This window comes from Pseudomonas sp. B21_DOA, assembly GCA_030544685.1.
Classification (GTDB): Bacteria; Pseudomonadota; Gammaproteobacteria; order Pseudomonadales; family Pseudomonadaceae; genus Aquipseudomonas; species Aquipseudomonas fluorescens_AO.
The window spans coordinates 5,461,873-5,486,285 of record CP086683.1 but is presented as its reverse complement, the minus strand read 5'-3'; the positions used below and the strand labels follow the sequence as shown (position 1 = coordinate 5,486,285).

Genomic DNA, 24,413 nt, shown 5'->3' with positions numbered 1-24,413 from the left:
ATTCAGTTCAGGATCACCAGTGCAGGGAATTCCTGCAGGCGTGCCGAGGTGATGTGGGCGAGGGAGCGGACCACGTCCAGCGGCTGGTCGAGGCGGTAATTGCCGGTGACGGCGACGTCGGCCAATTGCTCGTTGTTGTTGATAATCCAGCCCGGATAGTAGCGGCGCAGCTCGGCCAGCACCTGATTGAGCGGGCAGTTCTCGAACACCAGACGGCCTTCAACCCAGGCCAGGTCGGCATTGGCGTCGAGCTTGGCCGGGCGATCAAATCCGTTGGGGCCGATGCGAATGCTTTCCCGGCACGCAGGCGCACACGGGCATCATTGTGGGTGGCGCGCAGATCGACATCGCCACGCTGCACGTTCACTTGTGCGACCCCGTCGAGGTAGCGCACGGCAAATGCGGTGTCGTGCACGCTGGCCTGCACCGGGCCTGCGTCTATCTCCAGCGGCTGATTGCGCCCGCTGGCGATCTCGAAAAACGCCTCGCCCTGAAACAGCCGGGCCACGCGCTGTTGATCGTTGATGGTGCTGGAAAACGCCGAGTTGGTATTGAGCAGGACCTTCGAGCCGTCCTCCAGTTGCAGCCGCTGACGCTCGCCAACCACGGTGAGGTGATCCGCTTGAATGCGCATCGGCAGGTTGCTGAAACTGAACAGCCCGAGGATCAGCACCGCAGCGGTAGCCAGCGGTTTCCAGTGCGGGCGCAAGCGTTTGAGAAAAGTGATTTTTACCGGTTTTGCTGCCAGAGCCTCGGCGCACAGTGCGACTTGCGGGCCATCCCAGATGGCCTGGGCCTTGGCGAATGCCTCGGCATTCAACGGATCAGCCGCCAGCCAGGCATGAAATTGCCGGGTCTGTTCCTCATCCGGGCTGCCGAGCACGATGAGCCAGTCCAGCGCCTGGTCCATTGCAGCTGCAGCGTCCCGCGCCGAATCGGGCGAAGGCGAGCGGTGGGTGTCCGTCACGGTGGTTCCTCAGGGCTTCTGGCGAAGCAGTTTCTAGCTTCAAGCTGCAAGCTGCAAGCCGGATGCAATACTGCTTTTTGTTTTTACTTGTAGCTTGCAGCTCAAAACTTGCCGCTGCCGTTATGTCGTTCGGCAACGCCGATGCAGATCGACATGATCAGTTTCAGTTCCTTCTGCACGGTGCTCAGCGAAACATCAAGTTCATCAGCGATTTCCTGATAGCTGTGGCCGTGCAAACGGCTGAGGATGAAGATCTGCTGCTGACGCGGGCTGAGCTGGCTGAGGCTCACGTTCAAACGCTCCAGCAATTGTTCGGCATGGGCGGCGTCTTCGGCGCTGCTGGCCGGCGCGGCGATGCTCTGTACTACGTCCTGAGGCACGTCATCGATCATGGTCCGCGCATGAATCTTGCGCGCACGCAAATGGTCCAGCGCCAGATTGCGCGCGGTCTGGAAGACAAAGGGTTCAAGGTGGTCGATGGCCCGTTCGCTCAACGCCCGGGTCACGCGCAGGTAGGTCTCCTGCAACAGGTCTTCAGCGGTGCTGTGATTGTTGACCATCCGTTCCAGCGTGCGCAGCAGGGACGTGCGCTGGGCGAGGAAGACGTGGTTGAAACGCGATTGACTCACGGGAGGACCTGATCCATTTCGAGCGAATGATAATGCTTATCATCCAGCTGAATGGTCAAGCGTTGATTTCAATTGAAATCAGAAACCCCTGTGGGAGCGAGCTTGCTCGCGAAGACGGAGTGTCAGGCGCTTGAATGTCGACTGAGGAACCGCTTTCGCGAGCAAGCTCGCTCCCACAAGGATTGGGGGCCGGCTGGGATTATTCGGCGTTGCACAACGCCAGGCAGTTATCCAGCATGCGGTTGGAGAAGCCCCATTCGTTGTCGTACCAGGCCAGCACTTTCAGCAACTTGCCGCTGACCTTGGTGTGGTTGGCATCGAAGATCGACGACAGCGGGTTGTGGTTGAAGTCGCTGGAAACCAGCGGCAAGGTGTTGTAACCGAGGATTTTCGAATGCTGGCTCGCCGCTTTCAGCAGGGCGTTGACTTCGTCGGCGCTGGCTTCTTTCTTCAGTTGCACGGTGAGGTCGACCAGCGACACGTTGATCACCGGTACACGCACGGCCATGCCGGTCAGTTTGCCCGCCAGTTCCGGCAGCACCAGGCCTACCGCTTCGGCCGCGCCGGTCTTGCTCGGGATCATGTTCTGTGTGGCGGAACGGGCGCGGTACGGGTCGCTGTGATAGACGTCGGTGAGGTTCTGGTCGTTGGTGTAGGCGTGAATGGTGGTCATCAGGCCGCTTTCGATCCCCAGCTCGCGATGCAGCACCTGCGCCACTGGCGCGAGGCAGTTGGTGGTGCACGAAGCGTTGGAAACGATCTGGTGCGACTGACGCAGAATGTCGTGGTTGACGCCGTAAACCACCGTGGCGTCGGCGCCTTTGGCCGGGGCCGAGATGATCACTTTGCGCGCGCCGGCGCTGATGTGCGCGGCGGCTTTGGCGCGGTCGGTGAACAGACCGGTGCATTCGAACACTACGTCGATTTTTTCTGCAGCCCATGGCAGGTCGGCCGGGTTGCGAATGGCGCTGACCGCGATGCGGTCGCCATTGACCGTCAGGCTTTCGTTATCGTGCGCCACTTCGGCGTCGAACGTGCCGTGGACGGTGTCGTATTTGAGCAGATGGGCATTGATCGAACTGTCACCCAGATCGTTGATCGCGACGATCTGCAGGTCTTGACGATAGCCTTGGGTATACAGTGCGCGCAGGACATTACGGCCGATGCGGCCGAAACCATTGATTGCAATTCGAAGAGTCATGGAACAGCGCCGCCGTCGTTTTGTTGTTGGAATTACAAGATTATTCGCATAAAAATAGAAAACAAGCCTTTTTAGTGGCAATATTTTGTTTTATCTACAACGAGTGACCTGAATCAACTGGTCCGAATGGTCAAAAAAGCCGTCTGTCATTCCAACAACAACGGCGTTTGATCAGCATAGACAATCAGGTCGCCACATCCGTTAGCCTGGAGTTCTACACATGCATCCCCGCGTTCTTGAGGTCACCGAACGGCTTATCGCCCGCAGCCGCGCCACGCGTCAGGCTTACCTTGCATTGATTCGCGGCGCCGCCACCGACGGCCCGATGCGCGGCAAGCTGCAATGCGCCAACTTCGCCCACGGCGTGGCCGGTTGCGGCACGGAAGACAAGCACAGCCTGCGGATGATGAACTCGGCGAACATCGCCATTGTGTCTTCGTATAACGACATGCTTTCGGCGCACCAGCCGTACGAAGTTTTCCCGGAACAGATCAAGAACGCCCTGCGCGAGATCGGCTCGGTCGGCCAGTTCGCCGGCGGCACTCCGGCCATGTGCGACGGCGTGACCCAGGGCGAGCCGGGCATGGAACTGAGCCTGCCGAGCCGCGAAGTGATCGCCATGTCCACCGCCGTGGCGCTGTCGCACAACATGTTCGACGGCGCGCTGATGCTCGGCATCTGCGACAAGATCGTTCCGGGCCTTATGATGGGCTCGCTGCGCTTCGGCCATCTGCCAACGATCTTCGTGCCGGGCGGGCCGATGGTTTCGGGGATTTCCAACAAGGAAAAAGCCGACGTCCGGCAGAAATATGCTGAAGGCAAAGCCACCCGCGAAGAGCTGCTGGAATCGGAGATGAAGTCCTACCACAGCCCGGGCACCTGCACGTTCTACGGCACCGCCAACACCAACCAGTTGCTGATGGAAGTCATGGGCCTGCACTTGCCGGGCGCCTCTTTCGTCAACCCGAACACGCCACTGCGCGACGCACTGACTCGCGAAGCCGCGCATCAAGTGACGCGCCTGACCAAGCAGAACGGCAACTTCATGCCGATCGGCGAAATCGTCGACGAGAAGGCGCTGGTCAACTCCATCGTTGCCCTGCACGCCACTGGCGGTTCGACCAACCACACCCTGCACATGCCGGCCATCGCCATGGCCGCAGGCATCCAACTGACCTGGCAGGACATGGCCGACCTCTCCGAAGTCGTGCCGACCCTGAGCCACGTTTACCCGAACGGTAAAGCCGACATCAACCACTTCCAGGCCGCGGGCGGCATGTCGTTCCTGATCCGCGAACTGCTTGGCGCCGGCCTGCTGCACGAAGACGTCAACACCGTGCTCGGCCACGGCCTGAGCCAGTACACCAAAGAGCCGTTCCTCGATAACGGCGAACTGGTCTGGCGCGAAGGCCCGACCAACAGCCTCGACGAAAACATTTTGCGTCCGGTGTCCCGTGCGTTCTCGCAAGAAGGCGGACTGCGGGTGATGGAAGGCAACCTCGGTCGCGGCGTGATGAAGGTGTCTGCGGTGGCGCTGGAGAACCAGATTGTCGAAGCGCCGGCGATGGTGTTCCAGGATCAACAGGATCTGGCGGATGCATTCAAGGCCGGTCTGCTGGAGAAGGATTTTGTCGCCGTGATGCGCTTCCAGGGTCCGCGTTCCAACGGCATGCCGGAGCTGCACAAGATGACGCCGTTCCTCGGCGTGCTGCAGGATCGCGGCTTCAAGGTGGCGCTGGTGACTGACGGGCGCATGTCCGGCGCGTCGGGGAAAATCCCGGCGGCGATTCACGTCAGCCCGGAAGCTTATGTCGGTGGTGCTTTGGCGCGGGTGCAAGAGGGCGATATCATCCGCGTCGATGGCGTCAAAGGTACCTTGGAACTGAAGGTCGACGCCGCCGAATTTGCAGCGCGCGAACCTGCCAAGGGCCTGTTGGGCAACAACATTGGCAGCGGACGCGAGTTGTTTGGCTTCATGCGCATGGCCTTCAGCTCGGCGGAGCAGGGCGCCAGCGCCTTCACTTCTGCCCTGGAGACGCTTAATTGAAACTGGCTTTGGTCGGTGACATCGGAGGCACCAACGCGCGGTTCGCGTTGTGGCAAAACCAGCAACTGCAATCGGTTCAGGTGCTGGCCACGGCCGACTTTGCCAGCCCGGAAGAGGCAATTGCTCTGTACCTGAGCGGGCTCGGCCTGGCGCCGGGTTCGATCGGCTCAGTGTGCCTGTCGGTGGCAGGTCCGGTGAGTGGCGATGAATTCAAGTTCACCAACAATCACTGGCGGCTCAGCCGCAGCGCGTTCTGCAAGACCTTGCAGGTCGAGCAGTTGTTGCTGACCAACGATTTCTCGGCGATGGCGCTGGGCATGACGCGTTTGCAGCCGGACGAATTCCGCGTGGTCTGCGAAGGCACGCCGGAGCCGTTGCGCCCGGCGGTGGTGATCGGCCCGGGCACTGGCCTGGGGTTGGCACTTTGCTCGATCTCGGCGAAGGGCGCTTTGCCGCGTTGCCGGGCGAGGGCGGCCACGTCGACCTGCCGCTGAGCAGCCCGCGGGAAACGCAGCTGTGGCAACACATCTACAACGAGATCGGCCATGTCAGCGCGGAAACCGCGTTGAGCGGCGGCGGCCTGCCGCGCCTTTACCGGGCAATCTGCGCGGTGGATGGCCATGAGCCGAAGCTTGAGACGCCGGAAGCGATCACCGCCGCCGGCCTTGCCGGTGATCCGATCGCTTTGGAAGTACTCGAGCAATTCTGCTGCTGGCTCGGTCGCGTCGCCGGCAACAACGTGCTCACCACCGGCGCGCGCGGCGGCGTGTTTATCGTTGGCGGGGTGATTCCTCGGTTCGCCGATTTCTTCCTCGAAAGCGGCTTTGCCCGCTGCTTCGCCGACAAGGGTTGCATGAGCGACTACTTCAAAGGCATCCCGGTGTGGCTGGTGACCGCGCCGTATTCCGGCCTGGTCGGCGCCGGTGTGGCGCTGGATCAAGCAACAACTGCATAGAGATCGTTCCCACGCTCCGCGTGGGAATGCCTCAAGGGACGCTCCGCGTCCAGTGACGCGGAGCGTCACGGGCTGCATTCCCACGCAGAGCATGGGAACGATCAACAGGCGACAAATTTTCCAGGTTCATCAGGCATAATCCGCCCCAACTCCAACAACAAGGATGCCTTCGAAGTGAGCTCAGTCAACAAGTCGATATTGTTGGTCGATGACGACCAGGAAATACGCGAGTTGCTGGAAACCTACCTGACCCGCGCCGGGTTTCAGGTGCGGGCCACCGCCGATGGTGCCGGTTTTCGTCAGGCCCTCAACGAGGCGCCGAGCGATCTGGTGATCCTCGATGTGATGCTGCCCGACGAAGACGGTTTCAGCCTGTGCCGCTGGGTGCGCCAGCATCCGCGTCAGGCGCAGGTGCCGATCATCATGCTGACCGCCAGTTCCGACGAAGCCGACCGGGTGATCGGTCTGGAGCTCGGCGCCGACGACTACCTCGGCAAACCGTTCAGCCCGCGCGAACTGCAAGCGCGGATCAAGGCCCTGCTGCGCCGCGCGCAATTCGCCCACGAACGCAGCGGCAGTGAAGTGTTGGCTTTCGACGACTGGCGCCTGGACACGGTCAGTCATCGGCTGTTCCACACCGACGGCGAGGAAGTGATTCTTTCCGGCGCCGATTTCGCCCTGCTGAAACTGTTCCTCGATCATCCGCAGCAAATCCTCGACCGCGACACCATCGGCAACGCCACCCGTGGCCGCGATCTGATGCCGCTCGATCGCATCGTCGACATGGCCGTCAGCCGTTTGCGCCAACGCCTGCGCGACACCGAGAAACCGCCACGGCTGATCCGCACCGTGCGCGGCAGCGGTTATCAGTTGGCAGCCAATGTGGTTGCCGGCAATGCTCACTGAGACGCTGCGCAAGTTCGCCAGCCGCGTGCCGGTGCCGCGCTCACTGCTCGGGCGAATGTTGCTGCTGACCCTGCTGGCGGTGCTGTTCGCGCAGACGCTGTCGAGCGTGATCTGGGTCTCGCAACTGCGCGCCACTCAACTCGAAGGTCTGGTCACCAGTGCCCGCAGCCTGGCGCATTCGATGACCGCCAGCGTCAGCTATTTCCGTTCCTTGCCGGTGGCCTATCGGCCGCTGGTGCTCGATCAATTGCGCAGCATGGGCGGTACCCGATTTGTCGTGACGCTCAATGACAAGCCGCTGGGCATGGACGTGCTGCCGGTGACGCCGCGCAAGGCTGCGGTGATGCAAGCGGTAGACGAAGTGCTGCGCCAGTCCCTCGGTCACGACACGGACATTTCGGTGACCTTCGTCAGCCCCGAAGACCTGCGGATTTTCAACGCCGGGCTGAAACTTGATGAGCTGCCGCGCTCCTGGGCGCATTACGCGCTGACCCTGGAGCCGGTGAATCCGCCGGTGCTGGTCACGCAAATTCAGATGGCGCCGGGCGAGTGGCTGTACATCGCCTCGTTGCTGCCCGAGCCCTACACCAGTCTCGAAGAGCAAGGCCTGCCGGCGCAGCAGGTGTGGTTTATCGTCCTCACCAGCGGCTTTCTTTTGTTGTTCATCGGTTTGCTGGTGCACTGGCAGAGCCGGCCGCTCAAGCGCCTGGCGCGAGCAGCGCGGGATCTGTCGCTGGGTGCCGATGTCGAGCCGGTGGCGGAGGGTGGTGGCAGTGAAGTGGTCGAAGTCGGCCGCGCGTTCAACACCATGCGCGAACGCATCAGCCGCTACCTGACCGAACGCAGCCAGTTGTTCAGCGCGATTTCCCACGACCTGCGCACGCCGATCACGCGCCTGCGCTTGCGCGTCGAACTGCTCGAAGATGAACAGCTGCAAGCCAAGTTCGGCCGCGATCTGGATGAGCTGGAGCTGCTGGTCAAAGGCGCGCTGCAATGCGTCAAGGACACCGACATCCACGAGAACATCGAGCCGGTGGATCTCAATCATGTGCTCGATTGTCTGGTCGAGCCTTACCTGGCGCCGAACGGCAATGGCCGCGTCACTCAACATGGCCGCGCGCTGTCGGCGTACCCGGGCAAACCGCTGGCGCTCAAGCGCTGCATCGGCAACCTGATCGACAACGCCTTGAAGTACGGGCAGAACGCGCATCTGCACATCGATGACGATGACAGCGCGTTTGTTCTGCACGTCGACGATGAAGGGCCGGGCGTACCGCAGCAGCGGTTGGAGCAAGTGTTCGAACCGCATTTCCGTTTGGCGGGGCAACAGCAGGGCTACGGACTGGGTCTGGGTATCGCGCGCAATATTGCCCACAGCCATGGCGGCGAGGTGACGCTGCAAAATCTGCGTGAGGGCGGGTTGCGGGTGACGTTGCAGTTGCCGCGTTCGGTTGATTGAAGATCAAAGGATCGCAGCCTTCGGCAGCTCATGGAAACGCATTTCAAATGCAGGAGCTGCCGAAGGCTGCGATCTTTTGACTTTGCTTTGCTAATGTCACAGGCCCGTGACAAACCCCGTCCCCTTCGTTACAAGCCCGCCCCGGCCCGTTGATTAGACTGCCCGCAGTCCTAACAACAAAAAAGGGTCACGCGATGGACACCTTTCACCCAGACTTCAGCAGTTGGCTGAACGCTCCTGCCCACCAGCAATGGCTCGCTGCCGAAGGCCTGCGTCTGCTGGATTTCGCCAAGGCGGCGAAGTTGCCCGAAGGTTTCGGCAATCTCGACGAACGCGGCCGTTTGCCGGCGCACGCGCAAGCCGAAACCATGAACACCGCGCGCATGACCCACAGCTTCGCCATGGCCCACATTCAGGGCCTGCCGGGATTTGCCGAACTGGTCGACCACGGTATCGCCGCGTTGCGCGGGCCATTGCGTGATGCGTTGCACGGCGGCTGGTTTGCGGTGGCCGAGCACCGCGACGACAACACCGGCAAGAACGCCTACCTGCACGCCTTCGTCGCGCTCGCCGCCAGCTCTGCCGTAGTCGCGCAACGGCCCGGCGCCCAAGCTTTGCTCGATGACGCAATCGACATCATCGACACTTATTTCTGGAGCGAAGAAGAGGGCGCCATGCGTGAATTCTTCAATCGCGACTGGAGCGAAGAGGAAGCCTATCGCGGCGCCAACAGCAACATGCACGCGACCGAAGCGTTCCTTGCGCTGGCTGATGTCACTGAAGACCCGCGCTGGCTGGTGCGCGCCCAGCGCATCGTCGAGCGAGTGATTCATGGTCACGCTGCGGCCAACGATTACATGGTCATCGAACACTTCGATCGCGACTGGCAACCGCTGCGCGAATACAACCACGACAACCCCGCTGACGGTTTCCGTCCTTACGGCACCACGCCGGGCCACGGTTTCGAATGGGCGCGCTTGCTCCTGCACCTTGAGGCCGCACGGGTGCAAGCCGGCATGCTCACGCCCGGCTGGCTGGCCGTGGATGCGCAAAAACTCTTCGAAAACAATTGCCGCCACGGATGGGATGTCGATGGCGCGCCGGGCATCGTCTACACCCTCGACTGGAATAACCAAGCCGTGGTTCGCCATCGCCTGCACTGGACGCATGCCGAAGCCAGCGCCGCCGCCAGCGCTTTGCTCAAGCGCACCGGCGACGCGCAATACGAAACCTGGTACCGACTGTTCTGGGAATTCTGCGAGACGAATTTCATCGACCGCTGCAACGGCAGCTGGCATCACGAACTCAATCCGCAGAATGTGCCGAGTGCCGATATCTGGCCGGGCAAGCCCGATCTGTATCACGCCTGGCAGGCTGTGCTGATTCCACGATTACCGCTGGCGCCAAGCATGGCCACGGCTTTGGCGCAGTTGTCGCGGCCTGTTCCTGTGTAACCATGTCGTGACATTTACGCGTCCCTTCGTTACCTGCGAAGCGAAACGCTCTGTTTAAACTCCGTGCAGCGCAAGCACCAGACTTGCAATGCATAACAACAAGAAAGGTACATTTCGAATGAATGCGATTTCTCGCCTCGCTACTGTCATTTCTGTCGCCTCCCTGTTCCCGCTCGCAATCCTGCCGCTCAGTGTCTCCGCTGCCGACTCCAAAGGTTCGGTCGAAGTCGTGCACTGGTGGACTTCCGGTGGCGAAAAAGCCGCTGTTGATGTGCTCAAGGCCCAAGTCGAAAAAGACGGTTTCACCTGGAAAGACGGCGCTGTCGCCGGGGGTGGCGGTGCGACTGCCATGACCGTACTGAAGAGCCGCGCCGTTGCCGGCAACCCGCCAGGCGTCGCGCAGATCAAAGGCCCGGACATCCAGGAATGGGCATCGACCGGCCTTCTCGACACCGACGTTTTGAAAGATGTCGCCAAGTCGGAAAAATGGGACAGCCTGCTCGACAAGAAGGTCTCCGACACCGTGAAGTACGACGGTGATTACGTGGCCGTGCCGGTGAACATTCACCGTGTGAACTGGCTGTGGATCAACCCGGAAGTCTTCAAGAAAGCCGGCATCACCAAAAATCCAACCACCCTCGAAGAGTTCTACGCCGCCGGCGACAAGCTGAAAGCCGCTGGCTTCATTCCGCTGGCCCACGGCGGTCAGCCTTGGCAGGACAGCACCGTGTTCGAAGCGGTGGTGCTCTCGGTCATGGGCGTGGACGGCTACAAGAAAGCCCTGGTCGATCTCGACAACAAAGCGCTGACCGGCCCGGAAATGGTCAAAGCGCTCACTGAGCTGAAGAAAGTCGCGACCTACATGGACGCGGACGGCAAAGGCCAGGACTGGAACCTCGAAGCGGCCAAGGTCATCAACGGCAAGGCCGGCATGCAGATCATGGGTGACTGGGCCAAGTCCGAATGGACCGCCGCCAAGAAAGTCGCCGGCAAGGATTACGAGTGCGTAGCGTTCCCGGGCACCGACAAGGCGTTCACCTACAACATCGACTCGCTGGCCGTGTTCAAGCAGAAGGACGCCGGCACTGCGGCCGGTCAGCAGGACATTGCCAAAGTCGTGCTGGGTGAGAACTTCCAGAAAGTCTTCAGCATCAACAAAGGCTCGATCCCGGTGCGCAACGACATGTTGAACAACATGGACAAGCTCGGCTTCGACTCCTGCGCACAGACCGCTGCCAAGGACTTCCTCGCGGACGCCAAGTCCGGCGGCCTGCAACCAAGCATGGCGCACAACATGGCGACCACGCTGGCCGTGCAAGGCGCGTTCTTTGACGTAGTCACCAACTACATCAACGACCCGAAAGCCGACCCGGCCGATGCGGCGAAGAAACTCGGCGCGGCGGTTCAGTCGGCCAAGTAATGCTTGGCCCCTGTGGGAGTGGGCGTTTGTGGTGAGGGGATTCATCCCCGATGGGTTGCGAAGCGACCCCGGAAAGTTGCAGCGGTGCAGTGTGTGAAATACCGCATGTAATGATTTCGCGACTGCTGCGCAGTCGATCGGGGATAAATCCCTCGCCACAGGGCTCACTCCTACAAGGGAATGCTTTCGTAAACCCTTATTGTGGATTTCCCCATGAGTTCTGTTGCTGTGTTCAGCAAGGCCTCGCCGTTCGATGCATTGCAACGCTGGCTGCCAAAACTGGTGCTGGCGCCGAGCATGTTCATCGTGCTGGTGGGCTTCTATGGCTACATCCTGTGGACGTTCATTCTGTCGTTCACCACCTCGACCTTCCTGCCCAACTACAAGTGGGCCGGCCTGGCGCAATACGCGCGGTTGTTCGACAACGATCGCTGGTGGGTGGCGAGCAAGAACCTCGCCGTGTTCGGCGGCATGTTCATCGGCATCACCCTGGTGATCGGCGTGTTGCTGGCGGTCTTCCTCGACCAGCGCATCCGTCGCGAAGGCTTCATCCGCACCATTTACCTGTACCCGATGGCGCTCTCGATGATCGTCACCGGTACCGCGTGGAAATGGCTGCTCAACCCGGGCATGGGCCTGGACAAATTGTTGCGTGACTGGGGCTGGGAAGGCTTCCGTCTGGACTGGCTGATCGACCCCGATCGCGTGGTCTACTGCCTGGTGATCGCCGCTGTGTGGCAAGCCTCGGGCTTCATCATGGCGATGTTCCTCGCCGGCCTGCGTGGCGTCGATCAATCGATCATCCGCGCGGCGCAGATCGACGGCGCGAGCATGCCGCGCATCTACTGGAAAGTCGTGCTGCCAAGCCTGCGTCCGGTGTTCTTCAGTGCGGTGATGATCCTGGCGCACATCGCGATCAAGAGCTTCGACCTCGTTGCGGCGATGACCGCCGGCGGCCCGGGTTATTCCTCCGACCTGCCAGCGATGTTCATGTATTCCTTCACCTTCAGTCGCGGCCAGATGGGCATGGGCTCGGCCAGTGCGATTCTGATGCTCGGTGCGATCCTCGCGATCATCGTGCCTTACCTGTACTCCGAGCTGAGGACCAAGCGTAATGACTAGTCTTGCTGCCAAACCCGCCATCAGCTTGAGCCGCATCGCGATCTACGCGGTGCTGATCCTCGCGGTGTTCCTCTATCTGGTGCCGCTGGTGGTCATGTTGCTGACCAGCTTCAAGACCCCGGAAGACATCAGCACCGGCAACCTGTTGAGCTGGCCGACCGTGGTCAGCGGCATCGGCTGGGTCAAGGCCTGGGCCACGGTTGACGGCTACTTCTGGAACTCGATCAAGATCACCGTACCGGCGGTAATCATCTCCACCGCCATCGGTGCATTGAACGGTTATGTGCTGTCGATGTGGCGCTTCCGTGGTTCGCAGTTGTTCTTCGGTCTGCTGCTGTTCGGCTGCTTCCTGCCCTTCCAGACCGTGCTGCTGCCGGCCTCGTTCACCCTCGGCAAGATGGGCCTGGCGAGCACCACCACCGGCCTGGTGTTCGTGCACGTGGTCTACGGTCTGGCGTTCACCACGCTGTTCTTCCGCAACTACTACGTGAGCATTCCCGATGCGCTGGTCAAGGCTGCGCGTCTGGATGGCGCGGGGTTCTTCACGATTTTCCGCCGCATCATTCTGCCGATGTCGACGCCGATCATCATGGTCTGCCTGATCTGGCAGTTCACCCAGATCTGGAACGACTTCCTCTTCGGGGTCGTGTTCTCCAGTGGTGATTCGCAACCGATCACCGTGGCGCTCAATAACCTGGTCAACACCAGCACCGGCGCCAAGGAATACAACGTGGATATGGCAGCGGCGATGATCGCCGGCCTGCCGACCCTGCTGGTCTATGTGGTCGCAGGCAAGTATTTCGTGCGCGGGCTGACGGCCGGCGCGGTCAAGGGGTAATCATGGCTACGCTTGAACTTCGCAACGTAAACAAGACCTACGGGGCCGGCCTGCCGGACACCCTGAAGAACATCGAACTGTCGATCAAGGACGGTGAATTCCTGATCCTTGTCGGCCCGTCGGGCTGCGGCAAATCGACCTTGATGAACTGCATCGCCGGGCTGGAAACCATCACCGGCGGCGCGATCATGATCGGTGACCAGGACGTCAGCGGCATGAGCCCCAAGGATCGCGACATCGCCATGGTGTTCCAGTCCTACGCGCTGTATCCGACCATGAGCGTGCGCGAGAACATCGAGTTCGGCCTGAAGATTCGCAAGATGCCGCAGGCAGCGATCGACGAAGAAGTCGCCCGCGTGGCCAAGCTGTTGCAGATCGAACACCTGCTCAATCGCAAGCCGGGCCAGCTCTCCGGTGGTCAGCAACAGCGCGTGGCGATGGGCCGTGCTCTGGCGCGGCGGCCGAAGATCTACCTGTTCGACGAACCCTGTCCAACCTCGACGCCAAGCTGCGCGTCGAGATGCGCACCGAAATGAAACTGATGCACCAGCGCCTGAAAACCACCACGGTCTACGTGACCCACGACCAGATCGAAGCGATGACCCTGGGCGATAAAGTCGCGGTGATGAAGGACGGCATCATTCAGCAGTTCGGTACGCCGAAAGACATTTATAACGACCCGGCGAACCTGTTCGTGGCGAGCTTCATCGGTTCGCCGCCGATGAACTTCATCCCCCTGCGTTTGCAGCGCAAGGACGGTCGTCTGCTGGCGCTGCTCGACAGCGGCCAGGCGCGTTGTGAATTGCCGATGAGCATGCAGGACGCCGGGCTTGAAGATCGCGAAGTGATCCTCGGCCTGCGCCCGGAGCAGATCTGTCTGGCGAACGGCGAGGGCAATGGTCTGCCGAGCATCCGCGCTGAAGTGCAGGTCACGGAACCGACCGGCCCGGACACGCTGGTATTCGTCAACCTGAATGACACCAAGGTCTGCTGCCGACTGGCGCCGGACGTGGCACCGCAGGTGGGCGAAAGCCTGACGCTGCAGTTCGATCCGTCGAAAGTGTTGTTGTTTGATGCCAACACCGGTGAGCGTCTGGGCGTTGCGGGCCAAGTGCAGAGCGAAACCCGGTCGGCAAATGTGGCGCAGTTCAAAGGCCGCTGAAAAACAAATGTGGGAGCGGGCTTGCTCGCGAATGCGGAGTGTCAGGCAACACATGTATTGACTGACACTCCGCATTCGCGAGCAAGCCCGCTCCCACAAGGGCAAACGCGGTGAATGGCCTGTCATTCGTCGCACTTTATGTAAACCGCGTTAGATAAAAACAGTTAATAACAATAAAGACGAGGATGTAGGGATGAAAAAGAAACACGTCAATGCCCGGTTGATCTGCCAGGTTTCTGCGGCAGCTGCACTGGTGCTGGCCGGTAATGCGATGGCGGCGGATGCGTTCAGCTCCGACTCCAAGTGGATGACCGGCGACTGGGGCGGCGAGCGCACCAAGCTGATTGAGCAGGGTATCGACATCAAGGCCGACTACGTTGGCGAGATGGGCGCCAACCTGCACGGTGGTTATGACGACGACAAGACCGGCCGCTACAGCGACCAGTTCGGCCTCGGCGTGGCCCTCGATCTGCAGAAACTGTGGGGCTGGGACAACACGCAAGCGAAGATCCAGCTGACCAACCGTAACGGCTACAACATCTCCAACGACCGCGTTGGTGATCCACGTGCCGGCACCCTCAGCTCCTCGCAGGAGGTCTACGGCCGTGGCCATATGGTGCGTTTGACCCAGTTGTGGATCCAGCACCAGTTCTTCGACAACAAGCTCGACGTCAAGGCCGGTTATTTCGGCGAAGGCGAAGACTTCAACACCTTCCCGTGCGATTTCCAGAACCTCGCGTTCTGCGGTTCGCAAGTGGGTAACTGGGCAACCAACATCTGGTACAACTGGCCAGTCAGCCAGGCCGCGATCCGCGTGAAGTACAACATCAACGACGAGCTCTACGCGCAGATCGGTGCGTACAACCAGAACCCGTCGCAGCTGGAACACGGCAACGGCTTCAAGCTCAGCGGCAGTGGCACCAAGGGTACCGTTCTGCCGGTTGAATTGGTCTGGTCGCCGAAGGTCAACAGCCTGCCGGGCGAATACCGCGTCGGTTACTACAAGAGCACGGCCGATGCCGACGACGTTCGCGAAGACGTCAACGGTTTCGACGCGGCGACCACCGGTGACGCCTACAAATCGCACAACAGCAAAAGCGGTTACTGGTTCGTCGCGCAGCAGCAACTCACCAGCCACAACGGTGATGCGACTCGCGGTCTGAACATCGCCGCCAACGCGACCTTCCACGACAAGGACACCAACTTCATCGACAACTACCAGTCGGTGATGTTTGTCTACAAAGGCCCGTTCGATGCCCGTCCGAAAGATGACATCGGTATTGGCGCAGCGCGTATCCACGTCAACAAGGACGTCAAGCGCAACGCTGAACTGCTGAACGCCTCCAACGGTGTTTCCGACTACGACAACGCCGCGTTCTCGCCGATTCGTGAGACCGAATACAACTACGAACTCAACTACGGCTTCCACGTCACCAACTGGCTGACCGTGCGTCCCAACCTGCAATACATCACCCATCCGGGCGGTGTGGATGAAGTCGATAACGCTTTGGTCGCTGGCCTGAAAATTCAGTCAACGTTCTGACGCGTCTGCGATAAGCTCCTCTCTATGTGCGCATTTTGCGGACAGCCCAGGCTGTCCGCTTTTTTTGCGAGAACCGCAGAAAGGGTTGGGTCGTACGCATTTGTGGTGAGGGATTTATCCCCGCTGGGCTGCGAAGCGGCCCTGAAACCATTCAGCGAGGTGTATCAGCCAGATTGTGTTTATCGGATTTGGGGCCGCTTCGCGACCCAGCGGGGATAAATCCCTCGCCACAAAGTGCTATGCAAGGCTTTTGGATTGATAAGTACCCCATGATTTTCAGGACCGTAGCCAATGCATGAGCATCCGCTGCAACGCTTCTTCAAATCCCTGCGCGAGCGACCGGTGTTCGCCTGGGAGCGCTATCAGATGCGCGACGTGTTGGTGATCGATCATCCGTTGTGTCAGGCGGTGTTCAGTCGGCAGGGGGCGCAATTGCTGCACTTTCAGCCGCGTGGGCAAAAACCGTGGTTGTGGTGCGCGGCGAAGTGGCCGCATGTCGGCGCGATTCGCGGTGGCGTGCCGGTGTGCTGGCCTTGGTATGGCCGTCATCCAAGCGAAAATGCGTGGCCGTCGCACGGTTGGGCGCGATTGCTCGACTGGAAGTTGCTCGACAGCAGCAGCGCCGAAGACGGCGTGCGCCTGCACTGGCAATTGCAGCTGTGCGATTGGCAGGTCGACCTGCACGCGCATTTGGGCGAACGCATGGAATTACGCCTGAGTACCGAGCATCAAGACGACATGCCGTGCCAGTTGAGCCAGGCTTTGCACGCTTACTGGCGTATTGGCGATGTCGGCGAGATAGCGCTGTCTGGCCTCGAAGGTGCGCAGGGTTATGATCAGTTGAATCGTCAGGTTTGCCAGCAGGAAGGCGAGTTGCGCGTTGATGGTGGTTGTCAGCGAGTGTTCCAGCATGGCGGCGAATTGCAGCTCAAGGATCACGCTTGGCAACGCGAGTTGTGCATTGATACCGGCGACAGTGGCGACACCGTGGTGTGGCACCCAGGCGCACGTCCGTTGCTGGGGGTGAGCTGGGATGAGATTTCTGAATTCGTCTGCGTGGAGGCGGCGGCGGGTGGCACCGACAGCCTGCATCTGGCGCCGGGAGAGAAGGCGCATTTGAGTTTGCAGGCGTGGGCGGCGGCTTGATCGTTCCCACGCTCTGCGTGGGAATGCAGCCCGGGACGCTCTGCGTCCCTTTCGGAGCCGGAACGCGGAGCGTCCCTTGAGGCATTCCCACGCAGAGCGTGGGAACGATCAGCCGACAGAGATCAGTTGAACTCATCCCCAACCGGATACCGGCTGGCATTCAGGCTCTCTTTGATCTTGCGCAGATGCGGCTGGAAATCCACGCCACGGCGCAAGGTCATCCCCGTCGCCAACACATCCAGCACCGTCAACTGAATGATTCGCGAGGTCATCGGCATATAAATGTCGGTGTCTTCCGGCAACGGAATATTCAGGCTCAAGGTACTCGCCTTGGCCAGCGGCGAATTCTCCGCCGTCAGGCCCAGCACTGAAGCACCGTTCTCCCGAGCGATCCGTGCCACTTCCACCAGCTCGCGGGTGCGGCCGGTGTAGGAAATGATCACGAACAGCTCACCGGTGTGCGCCACCGAAGCAATCATCCGCTGCATCAGCACATCGGCATGCGCGGTGACCGCAAGGTTGAAGCGGAAGAACTTGTGCTGCGCATCGAGCGCCACCGGGGCTGAAGCGCCGAGGCCGAAGAAATGGATCTGCCGGGCCTGGATCAGCAGGTCGACGGCGCGGCTGATCAGGTTCGGGTCGAGTGCCTGACACGCGCTGTCCAGCGAGGCGATGGCGCTGCCGAAAATCTTCTGCGTGTAGGCCTCGGGATTGTCATCGGCTTCAACCGCACGGCTGACATACGCCGCGCCACTGGCCAGGCTCTGCGCCAATTGCAGCTTGAGCTCGGGGTAACCGCTGACACCGAACGAACGGCAGAAACGGTTGACCGTCGGCTCGCTCACCGAAGCGGCCTGGGCGAGGGCGGCGATGCTGAAGCGGGTGGCCTGCTGCGGGTTGAGCAGGATCACCTCGGCGACCTTACGTTCGGCCTTGTTCAGCTCTTCAAGGCGACTCTGGATCTGTTCCAGTAAATTTCGCACGCGGTCCATATGGAATTCCTGATTCACCGACGCAGAGTTGCGTCGGGCTATGCAAATTGGGCCTTTGATATGGCCCGTGACGGTGGCCTATCCTACTGATGCGTCCGGGCGACCACCACTCGGATTGAGTATTCTGCGAAAATGTTGTGGTTATTACTACATTTTCCCTTGAGTGATGCCTTGAAAAAAGGTATTTGTAGCTTAACTTGATAAAAGAACAAACATCATGCCTTCCATTACGGTTGAACCGTGCACCTTTGCCTTGTTCGGCGCGCTTGGCGATCTGGCCCTGCGCAAGCTGTTTCCTGCCCTGTATCACCTTGACGGTGCCGATCTGCTGCATGAGGACACGCGCATCATCGCGCTGGCCCGTGAGCCCGGCAGCGAGCAGCAGCACATGGCGTTCATCGCCGCCGAATTGCGCCGTTACGTCGGCAAAGAGCTGAACGAAACCGTGGCTGAGCGCTTTCTCGCGCGCCTGACCTATCTGCATGTCGATTTCCTCAAGGCTGAAGATTACGTGGCGCTGGCGGAACTGGTCGGCAGCAGTCAGCGCATGATCGCGTACTTCGCCACCCCGGCAGCGGTGTACGGCGCAATCTGCGAGAACCTGGAAAAAGTCGGTCTGGCCGAAAATACTCGAGTGGTGCTGGAAAAACCGATCGGCTCTGACCTGGAGTCGTCGCGCAAGGTCAACGACGCCGTCGCGCAGTTCTTCCCGGAAGACCGCACCTACCGCATCGACCACTATCTGGGCAAAGAGACCGTTCAGAACCTGATCGCCCTGCGTTTCGCCAACAGCCTGTTCGAAACCCAGTGGAACCAGAACTACATTTCCCACGTGGAAATCACCGTCGCCGAGAAGGTCGGCATCGAAGGCCGCTGGGGCTATTTCGACAAGGCCGGCCAACTGCGCGACATGATCCAGAATCACCTGTTGCAGCTGCTCTGCCTGATTGCCATGGACCCGCCGGCCGACCTGTCCGCCGACAGCATCCGTGACGAGAAAGTGAAAGTGCTCAAGGCGCTCGCGCCGATCAGCCCGGAAGGCCTGACCACACAAGTGGTGCGCGGCCAGTACATCGCTGGCCACAGCGAGGGCAAATCCGTTCCGGGTTACCTCGAAGAACCGAATTCCAACACCCAGAGCGACACCGAAACCTTCGTCGCCCTGCGTGCCGACATCCGCAACTGGCGCTGGGCCGGCGTGCCGTTCTACCTGCGTACCGGCAAGCGTATGCCGCAGAAGCTGTCGCAGATCGTCATCCACTTCAAGGAACCGTCGCACTACATCTTCGCCCCGGAGCAGCGCCTGCAGATCAGCAACAAACTGATCATCCGCCTGCAACCGGACGAAGGCATTTCCTTGCGCGTGATGACCAAAGAGCAGGGCCTGGACAAGGGTATGCAACTGCGCAGCGGCCCGCTGCAACTGAATTTCTCCGACACCTGGCGTAGCGCGCGGATCCCCGATGCCTATGAGCGGTTGTTGCTGGAAGTGATGAACGGCAATCAGAACCTGTTTGTCCGTAAAGATGAAATCGAAGCCGCGTGGAAGTGGTGTGACCAGCTGATCGCCGGGTGGAAGAAATCCGGTGACGCGCCCAAGCCGTATGCGGCCGGGTCGTGGGGGCCGATGAGCTCCATTGCTTTGATCACGCGGGACGGGAGGTCGTGGTATGGCGATATCTGATGTGCAACTGCCGGCGGGCGTGACTGCCCGCGAATTCAACAGCCCGGTGCTGCTCGCCGAAGGCCTGGCGCTGAACGTTGCCAAGCAACTGAGCGACGCCATTGCGGCGCGCGGCAACGCGGTACTGGTGGTGTCCGGCGGGCGCAGCCCGGTAGCGTTTTTCCAGCACCTGGCCAAGCAGGAGCTGGACTGGTCGAAAGTCGTTGTGACCCTGGCCGACGAGCGCTGGGTGCCGGTCGAACACGCCGACAGCAATGCCGGCCTGCTCAAGCAATACCTGCTCAAAGGCCCGGCAGCCAAGGCGCAATTTCTCAGTCTCTACAGCGCGGCAGCCAACGTTGAGCAGGCCGCCGAGCAGGCTGACCGTTTGCTCGCCGAGTTGCCGCCGATCGACGTACTGGTGCTGGGCATGGGCGATGACGGCCACACCGCGTCGCTGTTCCCCGACAGCCCGAACCTGACTGAGGCGTTGCAGGCCGACGGCACGCGCCGTTGCTGGCCGATGCTGGCGCCCAGCGTGCCGCGGCAGCGCCTGACCATGAGCCGCGCGCTGCTGGCCTCGGCTAAGCACAAGATCCTGTCGATTTCCGGTCAGTCGAAACTGACCACCCTGAATGCCGCGCTGGCATCCGACGACGTCGCGGCCATGCCGGTGCGCGCGTTTCTGCAACCTACGTTAGAGATTTACTGGTGCCCATGAGCCAAGGAACAGCCGCTATGACAACCCCATCCCCGACCGTTTCCATGGCGGACAAAGTTGCCCTGATCGACAGTCTCTGCGCCAAGGCGCGGATCCTGCCAGTGATCACCATCGCCCGCGAACAGGACGTGCTGCCACTGGCCGACGCGCTCGCCGCCGGTGGCCTGACCGCGCTGGAAGTGACCCTGCGTTCGCAGTTCGGCCTCAAGGCGATTCAGATCCTGCGTGAACAGCGTCCGGAATTGATGACCGGTGCCGGCACCGTGCTCGACCGCAACATGCTCGCAGCAGCGGAAGCGGCAGGCTCGCAATTCATCGTCACCCCGGGCATCACCCGCGACCTGCTCGAAGCCAGCGTCGACAGCCCGATTCCGCTGTTGCCAGGCATCAGCAACGCCTCGGGGATCATGGAAGGCTATGGTCTGGGCTATCGCCGCTTCAAGCTGTTCCCGGCGGAAGTCAGCGGTGGCGTGGCGGCAATCAAGGCCCTTGGCGGCCCGTTCGGCGAAGTGAAATTCTGCCCGACTGGTGGCGTCGGCCCGGCCAATATCAAGAGCTACATGGCGCTGAAAAACGTCATGTGCGTGGGCGGTAGCTGGATGCTTGATCCGGAGTGGATCAAGAATGGCGACTGGGCGCGCATTCAGGAATGCACCGCCGAAGCCTTGGCGCTGCTGGACTGATTGTTACCTGACACTTCGTTGTGTGCTTTACGGCTTTATGGTGCGCTTGGTCGGCGCACCTTTTTTGCGCTGAAAAAGTGCCTGTACACGCCGCGATACATAGTTACCGCACGCTGGCTTTATCACGGGGTTAACCTGCGTTCATCTTATGGAAGAGAGAACGCTTCATGGACGACCTTCAGTCTCTGACCCCTACGCCACAATTTCCTTATCAACCGAAGCCGCCATTCCCTGGTCGCGCCGATCGGCCTGCAGCCCAGCCCGAGGTGCGCAATATCAGTCAGGGTGTCGAAGGTCTGCCGCTGATCCTGCGTCTGTCGCTGGTCGATGCGATGACCAGCGAGCCGGTTATCGGCGCGCTGGTGCGCATCCAACAGCGTGTCGATGGCGACATCAGCCTGGGCGGCAGTCAATCGACCGACAGCCACGGCATCGTCCGTTTCACCAGTGTCTATCCGGATCAACCGGCACCCGGCAGTTCTTGCCTGAACCTGAACGTATTCATTCCCGGCGACGAAGCAGGTGCGCAGTCTCACCACGAGGCTTGGGCCGGCACTTTGCACTTGCCCGGCCGCTGCGGCTGTGTAGCTCCCGCCAAAGACGCTTTGCGACTGATGTTGCAGCCAATTGCCGGCGGAGAACTCGAAGACGGTGCCTTCGCCTGCCAGACCCTCGGCATCGATACCTTCGCCGTGTCGTCGCAGCTGGGTCTCGAAGGCTACGAAAAAACTCCGGTGCGCCGTTCTAGCGCAGTTGGTCCAGCGCCCGCACCAACTGTTCCATCTCGCCAGCCGTGGTGGTCAGCCCCGGGGTGATGCGAATGCACGGTCCGCACGCGGCGCCGGTGCGCACCACGGTGAACAGGTTGAATTCGCTGAGCAAGCGTTCGGCCATGACTTGTTGATCGGCATGCCGGGTGAAACGCAGCGCGGTGATCGCGCAATACAGTTGCGGGTCCTCAGGCGTCAGCACCTCGATGCCCGGCAGGTGCCGCACGGCGCTGACCCACAGGTTGCGCAGGTAATTCAGGCGTGCGCTTTTGGCGGCCGCACCGCCGAGGGCGTCGTGTTCTTCGAACACCAGCGGCAAGGTCATCAGCGCCGGGATGTTCGGCGTGCTGTACGAGGTGCGCGCGCGAATGTCGGTGACCGGATAATGCATCTCGCCCATGTCCGGATCGATGTCGGCCAGGCGCTGCGGGGCGATGTAAATGAAGCCAAGCGTCAGAGGCGCGCCGATCCACTTGTGCAGGTTGTAACCGGCGAACGCGATGCCCAACGCTTGCAGATCGAATTCGATCTGGCCGAGGGCGTGGGCACCGTCGAGGATGATGTCGACGCCATGCTCTTTGGCCAATGCGGCGATGGCCTGCACCGGCATGACCAGACCGGTGCGATGGGTGACATGGGTCAGCGCCATCAGTTTGAGCTTCGGGTGGCGGGTGAAAGCTTCGCGGTAGCTTTCCAGCAGGCTGTCGAAACTGGCGGGATGGTGGTGGGTAATCTCGATGACCTCAACGCCACGGTGTTTCGCCAGCCAGCGCATGGCGCCTTTGACCGTGTCGTACTCGAGGTCGCAGATCAGCACCTGATCGCCCGGTTGCAGGCGATTGTAATTGCGGATCAGCGATTGCAGGCCGTCGGTGGCGTTGCGCGTCAGGGCTACGCTTTGCGCGCGCACTCCAATCAGCTCGGCCAGTTGCGCGCGGATCTCAAGGTTGTCGTGCTGTTCGAAGCGCTGGCGCGCATAAACCGAGTTGCTGGTATTGATCAGCTCAATGTTGCGCTGGTACTCCTCGATCACCGTGCGCGACATGCGTCCGAAGTAACCGTTCTCCAGATTGACCGGGCCGGGCTGCACATCGTATCGGTCGGCGAATGTCTGCCAGAAGGCTTCGTCACGGGCGCGGCGGGTGTTGTCAGGCATGGTCGGCAAGGCTCAAGAAAGGAGGGCGAGTCAGTGGCGCGGGGCGGGTTTGCCGTGTTTGGCGCGTAACGGCTCGAGCAGGTCGGACAGGCCGTTGTGGTCGATCTCCTGCATCAGCGCCAGCAGGCCACCGAGTTCGCCGTGGGGAAAGCCTTCACGGGCGAACCAGTTCAGATAGGGGCCAGGCAGGTCGGCAATGATCCGCCCTTTGTACTTGCCGAAAGGCATCTCGCGGGTGATCAGCAGTTCGAGTTTTTCCGGATTCATCAGCACGCTTCATTCATTCACATAACAGCCTGGAAAATACAGGCATTCTGCATGCAGGCCAAATGACAGATCATGCAAAAAACCAGCATACAGATGGTTCAATCTTTTATAACTTATTGAAATTAAAGGACTTATTTCTTGAAGCGAAGCTGGCACGCACGCTGCAATATTCCTTGCATCTTCAACCCATCGCAAGGAATTGAAAAATGACCGACATGAATAAAGAAGCCATCTCTGTACTCAACGACCTGATTGAAACCTGCAAGGACGGTCAGGAAGGGTTCAAGACTTGCGCCGAAGACATCAAGCACCCGGAACTGAAAACCTTGTTCGTGCAGCGTTCCGCCGATTGCGCTACCGCAGCAGCGGAGCTGCAGGCTCAGGTGCGTTCGCTGGGCGGTGATCCGGAAACTTCGACCAGCGTTGCCGGTGATCTGCACCGTCGTTGGGTAGACGTGAAATCAATGTTCACCGGTAAAGACGAAGAGGCTGTGCTGAACGAAGCCGAGCGCGGTGAAGACCATGCGCTGAAGGCTTATCGTGAAGCGATCGAGAAGATCAACAAGCACAATCTGGTGGGCATCAAGGATCTGGTTGAGCGTCAGTACCACGGCGTACAACGCAACCACGACCAGGTGAAAGCCCTGCGTAACCAGGCTCGTGCGAACTCGTAAGAGTTAGCCGGCTGAAAAAAACGCCAGCATGTCTGGCGTTTTTTTATGCTCGTCTGGAAAGCAAAAGATCGCAGCCTGCGGCAGCTCCTACAGGGATGCATTGCAAAGTAGGAGCTGCCGAAGGCTGCGATCTTTTCGATCAACCGATACTGATCGCCGGCAATGTCGGCAACGTCACCGTCTGCTGTTTGCGCGGCGCGAGAATTTCCGCCTCGCCATCCACTACCAACTCATCACGCTGATTGAATACGCGAGTGGCAATGCGCACGCGGAATTTCGGCAGTTTCTCCAGAATCTCCAGGCGCACGGTCAGCGTGTCGCCGATCTTCACTGGCTTCTGAAAGCTCATCTGCTGACCGATATAAATGGTGCCCGGCCCAGGCAGCTCGCAGGCAACGGCGGCGCTGATCAGCGCACCGCTGAACATACCGTGAGCAATGCGCTCCTTGAACATGCTGGCGGCGGCGAATTCGGCGTCCAGGTGCACCGGGTTGTGGTCGCCCGACATCGCAGCAAACAGCTGAATGTCGCGCTCTTCGACAGTCTTGCTGTAGCTGGCGGTCTGGCCGACTTCAAGGGCTTCGTAAGGGATGTTGGTAACCTGGGTCATCGGTTTCGTTTCCTGTGACGGATTTCAG

Annotated in this window: 20 protein-coding genes and 3 pseudogenes; 16 read left to right on the top strand and 7 right to left on the bottom strand. The window is 60.5% G+C overall.

The window, feature by feature from the left end; translation table 11 throughout:
- Window positions 1-2: 2 nt before the first annotated feature.
- From LJU32_25445 to gap, 3 genes and pseudogenes are all read right to left on the bottom strand, one after another.
- A pseudogene (locus LJU32_25445) lies at window positions 3-967 on the bottom strand (FecR domain-containing protein).
- Window positions 968-1,068: 101 nt separating this feature from the next.
- Entirely contained in the window at window positions 1,069-1,596 is a 528-nt protein-coding gene (locus LJU32_25440; protein ID WKV88662.1) for a sigma-70 family RNA polymerase sigma factor, read from the bottom strand.
- Between the two features lie 199 nt (window positions 1,597-1,795).
- On the bottom strand, window positions 1,796-2,797 hold the full coding sequence (gene gap / locus LJU32_25435) for a type I glyceraldehyde-3-phosphate dehydrogenase (GenBank protein WKV88661.1): 1,002 nt from the start codon (window positions 2,795-2,797) through the stop codon (window positions 1,796-1,798).
- A 220-nt stretch (window positions 2,798-3,017) separates the two neighbouring features.
- Here gap and edd point away from each other — a divergent pair, with 220 nt between their 5' ends.
- The 11 genes and pseudogenes from edd (at window position 3,018) to LJU32_25380 (ending at window position 16,849) form a co-directional block, all read left to right on the top strand.
- Window positions 3,018-4,844: a phosphogluconate dehydratase gene (edd, locus tag LJU32_25430; GenBank protein ID WKV88660.1), complete on the top strand. Its 1,827-nt coding sequence runs from the start codon at window positions 3,018-3,020 to the stop codon at window positions 4,842-4,844.
- A pseudogene (locus LJU32_25425) lies at window positions 4,841-5,799 on the top strand (glucokinase). Before edd ends, LJU32_25425 begins: the two are co-directional and overlap by 4 nt.
- Before the next feature lie 174 nt (window positions 5,800-5,973).
- Window positions 5,974-6,705, top strand: coding sequence for a response regulator transcription factor (locus LJU32_25420; protein ID WKV88659.1), 732 nt, complete (start codon window positions 5,974-5,976; stop codon window positions 6,703-6,705).
- Window positions 6,695-8,164, top strand: a complete 1,470-nt coding sequence (locus tag LJU32_25415; protein ID WKV88658.1) for a HAMP domain-containing protein — start codon at window positions 6,695-6,697, stop codon at window positions 8,162-8,164. The genes LJU32_25420 and LJU32_25415 overlap by 11 nt, the downstream gene beginning before the upstream one ends.
- A gap of 194 nt (window positions 8,165-8,358) precedes the next feature.
- Window positions 8,359-9,618, top strand: a complete 1,260-nt coding sequence (locus tag LJU32_25410) for an AGE family epimerase/isomerase (GenBank protein ID WKV88657.1) — start codon at window positions 8,359-8,361, stop codon at window positions 9,616-9,618.
- A gap of 118 nt (window positions 9,619-9,736) precedes the next feature.
- Window positions 9,737-11,038, top strand: coding sequence for an ABC transporter substrate-binding protein (locus tag LJU32_25405; protein ID WKV88656.1), 1,302 nt, complete (start codon window positions 9,737-9,739; stop codon window positions 11,036-11,038).
- 213 nt (window positions 11,039-11,251) lie between these two features.
- Window positions 11,252-12,160 carry a sugar ABC transporter permease gene (locus LJU32_25400; protein WKV88655.1) on the top strand — a complete coding sequence of 303 codons (909 nt, stop codon included), beginning with the start codon at window positions 11,252-11,254 and terminating at the stop codon, window positions 12,158-12,160.
- A complete protein-coding gene (locus tag LJU32_25395) occupies window positions 12,153-12,998 on the top strand; it encodes a carbohydrate ABC transporter permease (protein WKV88654.1) in 846 nt (281 codons plus the stop codon). Before LJU32_25400 ends, LJU32_25395 begins: the two co-directional genes overlap by 8 nt.
- Window positions 12,999-13,000: 2 nt before the next feature.
- A pseudogene (gene ugpC / locus LJU32_25390) lies at window positions 13,001-14,160 on the top strand (sn-glycerol-3-phosphate ABC transporter ATP-binding protein UgpC).
- 193 nt (window positions 14,161-14,353) lie between these two features.
- Complete coding sequence (locus LJU32_25385; protein ID WKV88653.1) at window positions 14,354-15,703, top strand: carbohydrate porin; 1,350 nt, start codon at window positions 14,354-14,356, stop codon at window positions 15,701-15,703.
- 291 nt (window positions 15,704-15,994) lie between these two features.
- Window positions 15,995-16,849 (top strand): D-hexose-6-phosphate mutarotase, encoded by an 855-nt coding sequence (locus LJU32_25380; GenBank protein ID WKV88652.1) that lies wholly within the window; start codon window positions 15,995-15,997, stop codon window positions 16,847-16,849.
- Window positions 16,850-16,971: 122 nt separating this feature from the next.
- Here the strand turns inward: LJU32_25380 and LJU32_25375 are convergent, their stop codons facing one another.
- A complete protein-coding gene (locus LJU32_25375) occupies window positions 16,972-17,832 on the bottom strand; it encodes a MurR/RpiR family transcriptional regulator (protein WKV91199.1) in 861 nt (286 codons plus the stop codon).
- 226 nt (window positions 17,833-18,058) lie between these two features.
- Between LJU32_25375 and zwf the strand changes: the two genes are divergently transcribed.
- From zwf to LJU32_25355, 4 genes are all read left to right on the top strand, one after another.
- Window positions 18,059-19,525 (top strand): glucose-6-phosphate dehydrogenase, encoded by a 1,467-nt coding sequence (gene zwf, locus LJU32_25370; protein ID WKV88651.1) that lies wholly within the window; start codon window positions 18,059-18,061, stop codon window positions 19,523-19,525.
- Window positions 19,512-20,225 (top strand): 6-phosphogluconolactonase, encoded by a 714-nt coding sequence (pgl, locus tag LJU32_25365; protein WKV88650.1) that lies wholly within the window; start codon window positions 19,512-19,514, stop codon window positions 20,223-20,225. The genes zwf and pgl overlap by 14 nt, the downstream gene beginning before the upstream one ends.
- 17 nt (window positions 20,226-20,242) lie before the next feature.
- Complete coding sequence (locus tag LJU32_25360; protein ID WKV88649.1) at window positions 20,243-20,908, top strand: bifunctional 4-hydroxy-2-oxoglutarate aldolase/2-dehydro-3-deoxy-phosphogluconate aldolase; 666 nt, start codon at window positions 20,243-20,245, stop codon at window positions 20,906-20,908.
- 167 nt (window positions 20,909-21,075) lie between these two features.
- On the top strand, window positions 21,076-21,723 hold the full coding sequence (locus tag LJU32_25355) for a hypothetical protein (GenBank protein WKV88648.1): 648 nt from the start codon (window positions 21,076-21,078) through the stop codon (window positions 21,721-21,723).
- Here LJU32_25355 and LJU32_25350 read toward each other — a convergent pair.
- Together LJU32_25350 and LJU32_25345 are read right to left on the bottom strand one after the other, a co-directional pair.
- The gene (locus LJU32_25350) at window positions 21,653-22,834 is read right to left on the bottom strand and encodes an aminotransferase class V-fold PLP-dependent enzyme (protein WKV88647.1); all 1,182 of its coding nucleotides are present in this window, start codon (window positions 22,832-22,834) and stop codon (window positions 21,653-21,655) included. The two genes, LJU32_25355 and LJU32_25350, sit on opposite strands and share 71 nt — an antisense overlap.
- A gap of 30 nt (window positions 22,835-22,864) precedes the next feature.
- A complete protein-coding gene (locus LJU32_25345) occupies window positions 22,865-23,101 on the bottom strand; it encodes a DUF3820 family protein (protein ID WKV91198.1) in 237 nt (78 codons plus the stop codon).
- Between the two features lie 206 nt (window positions 23,102-23,307).
- On the opposite strand from LJU32_25345, the gene LJU32_25340 reads away from it, so the two are divergent.
- Window positions 23,308-23,775 carry a PA2169 family four-helix-bundle protein gene (locus tag LJU32_25340; protein WKV88646.1) on the top strand — a complete coding sequence of 156 codons (468 nt, stop codon included), beginning with the start codon at window positions 23,308-23,310 and terminating at the stop codon, window positions 23,773-23,775.
- Window positions 23,776-23,914: 139 nt separating this feature from the next.
- Here the strand turns inward: LJU32_25340 and LJU32_25335 are convergent, their stop codons facing one another.
- A complete protein-coding gene (locus LJU32_25335) occupies window positions 23,915-24,385 on the bottom strand; it encodes a MaoC family dehydratase (GenBank protein ID WKV88645.1) in 471 nt (156 codons plus the stop codon).
- Window positions 24,386-24,413: the final 28 nt, after the last annotated feature.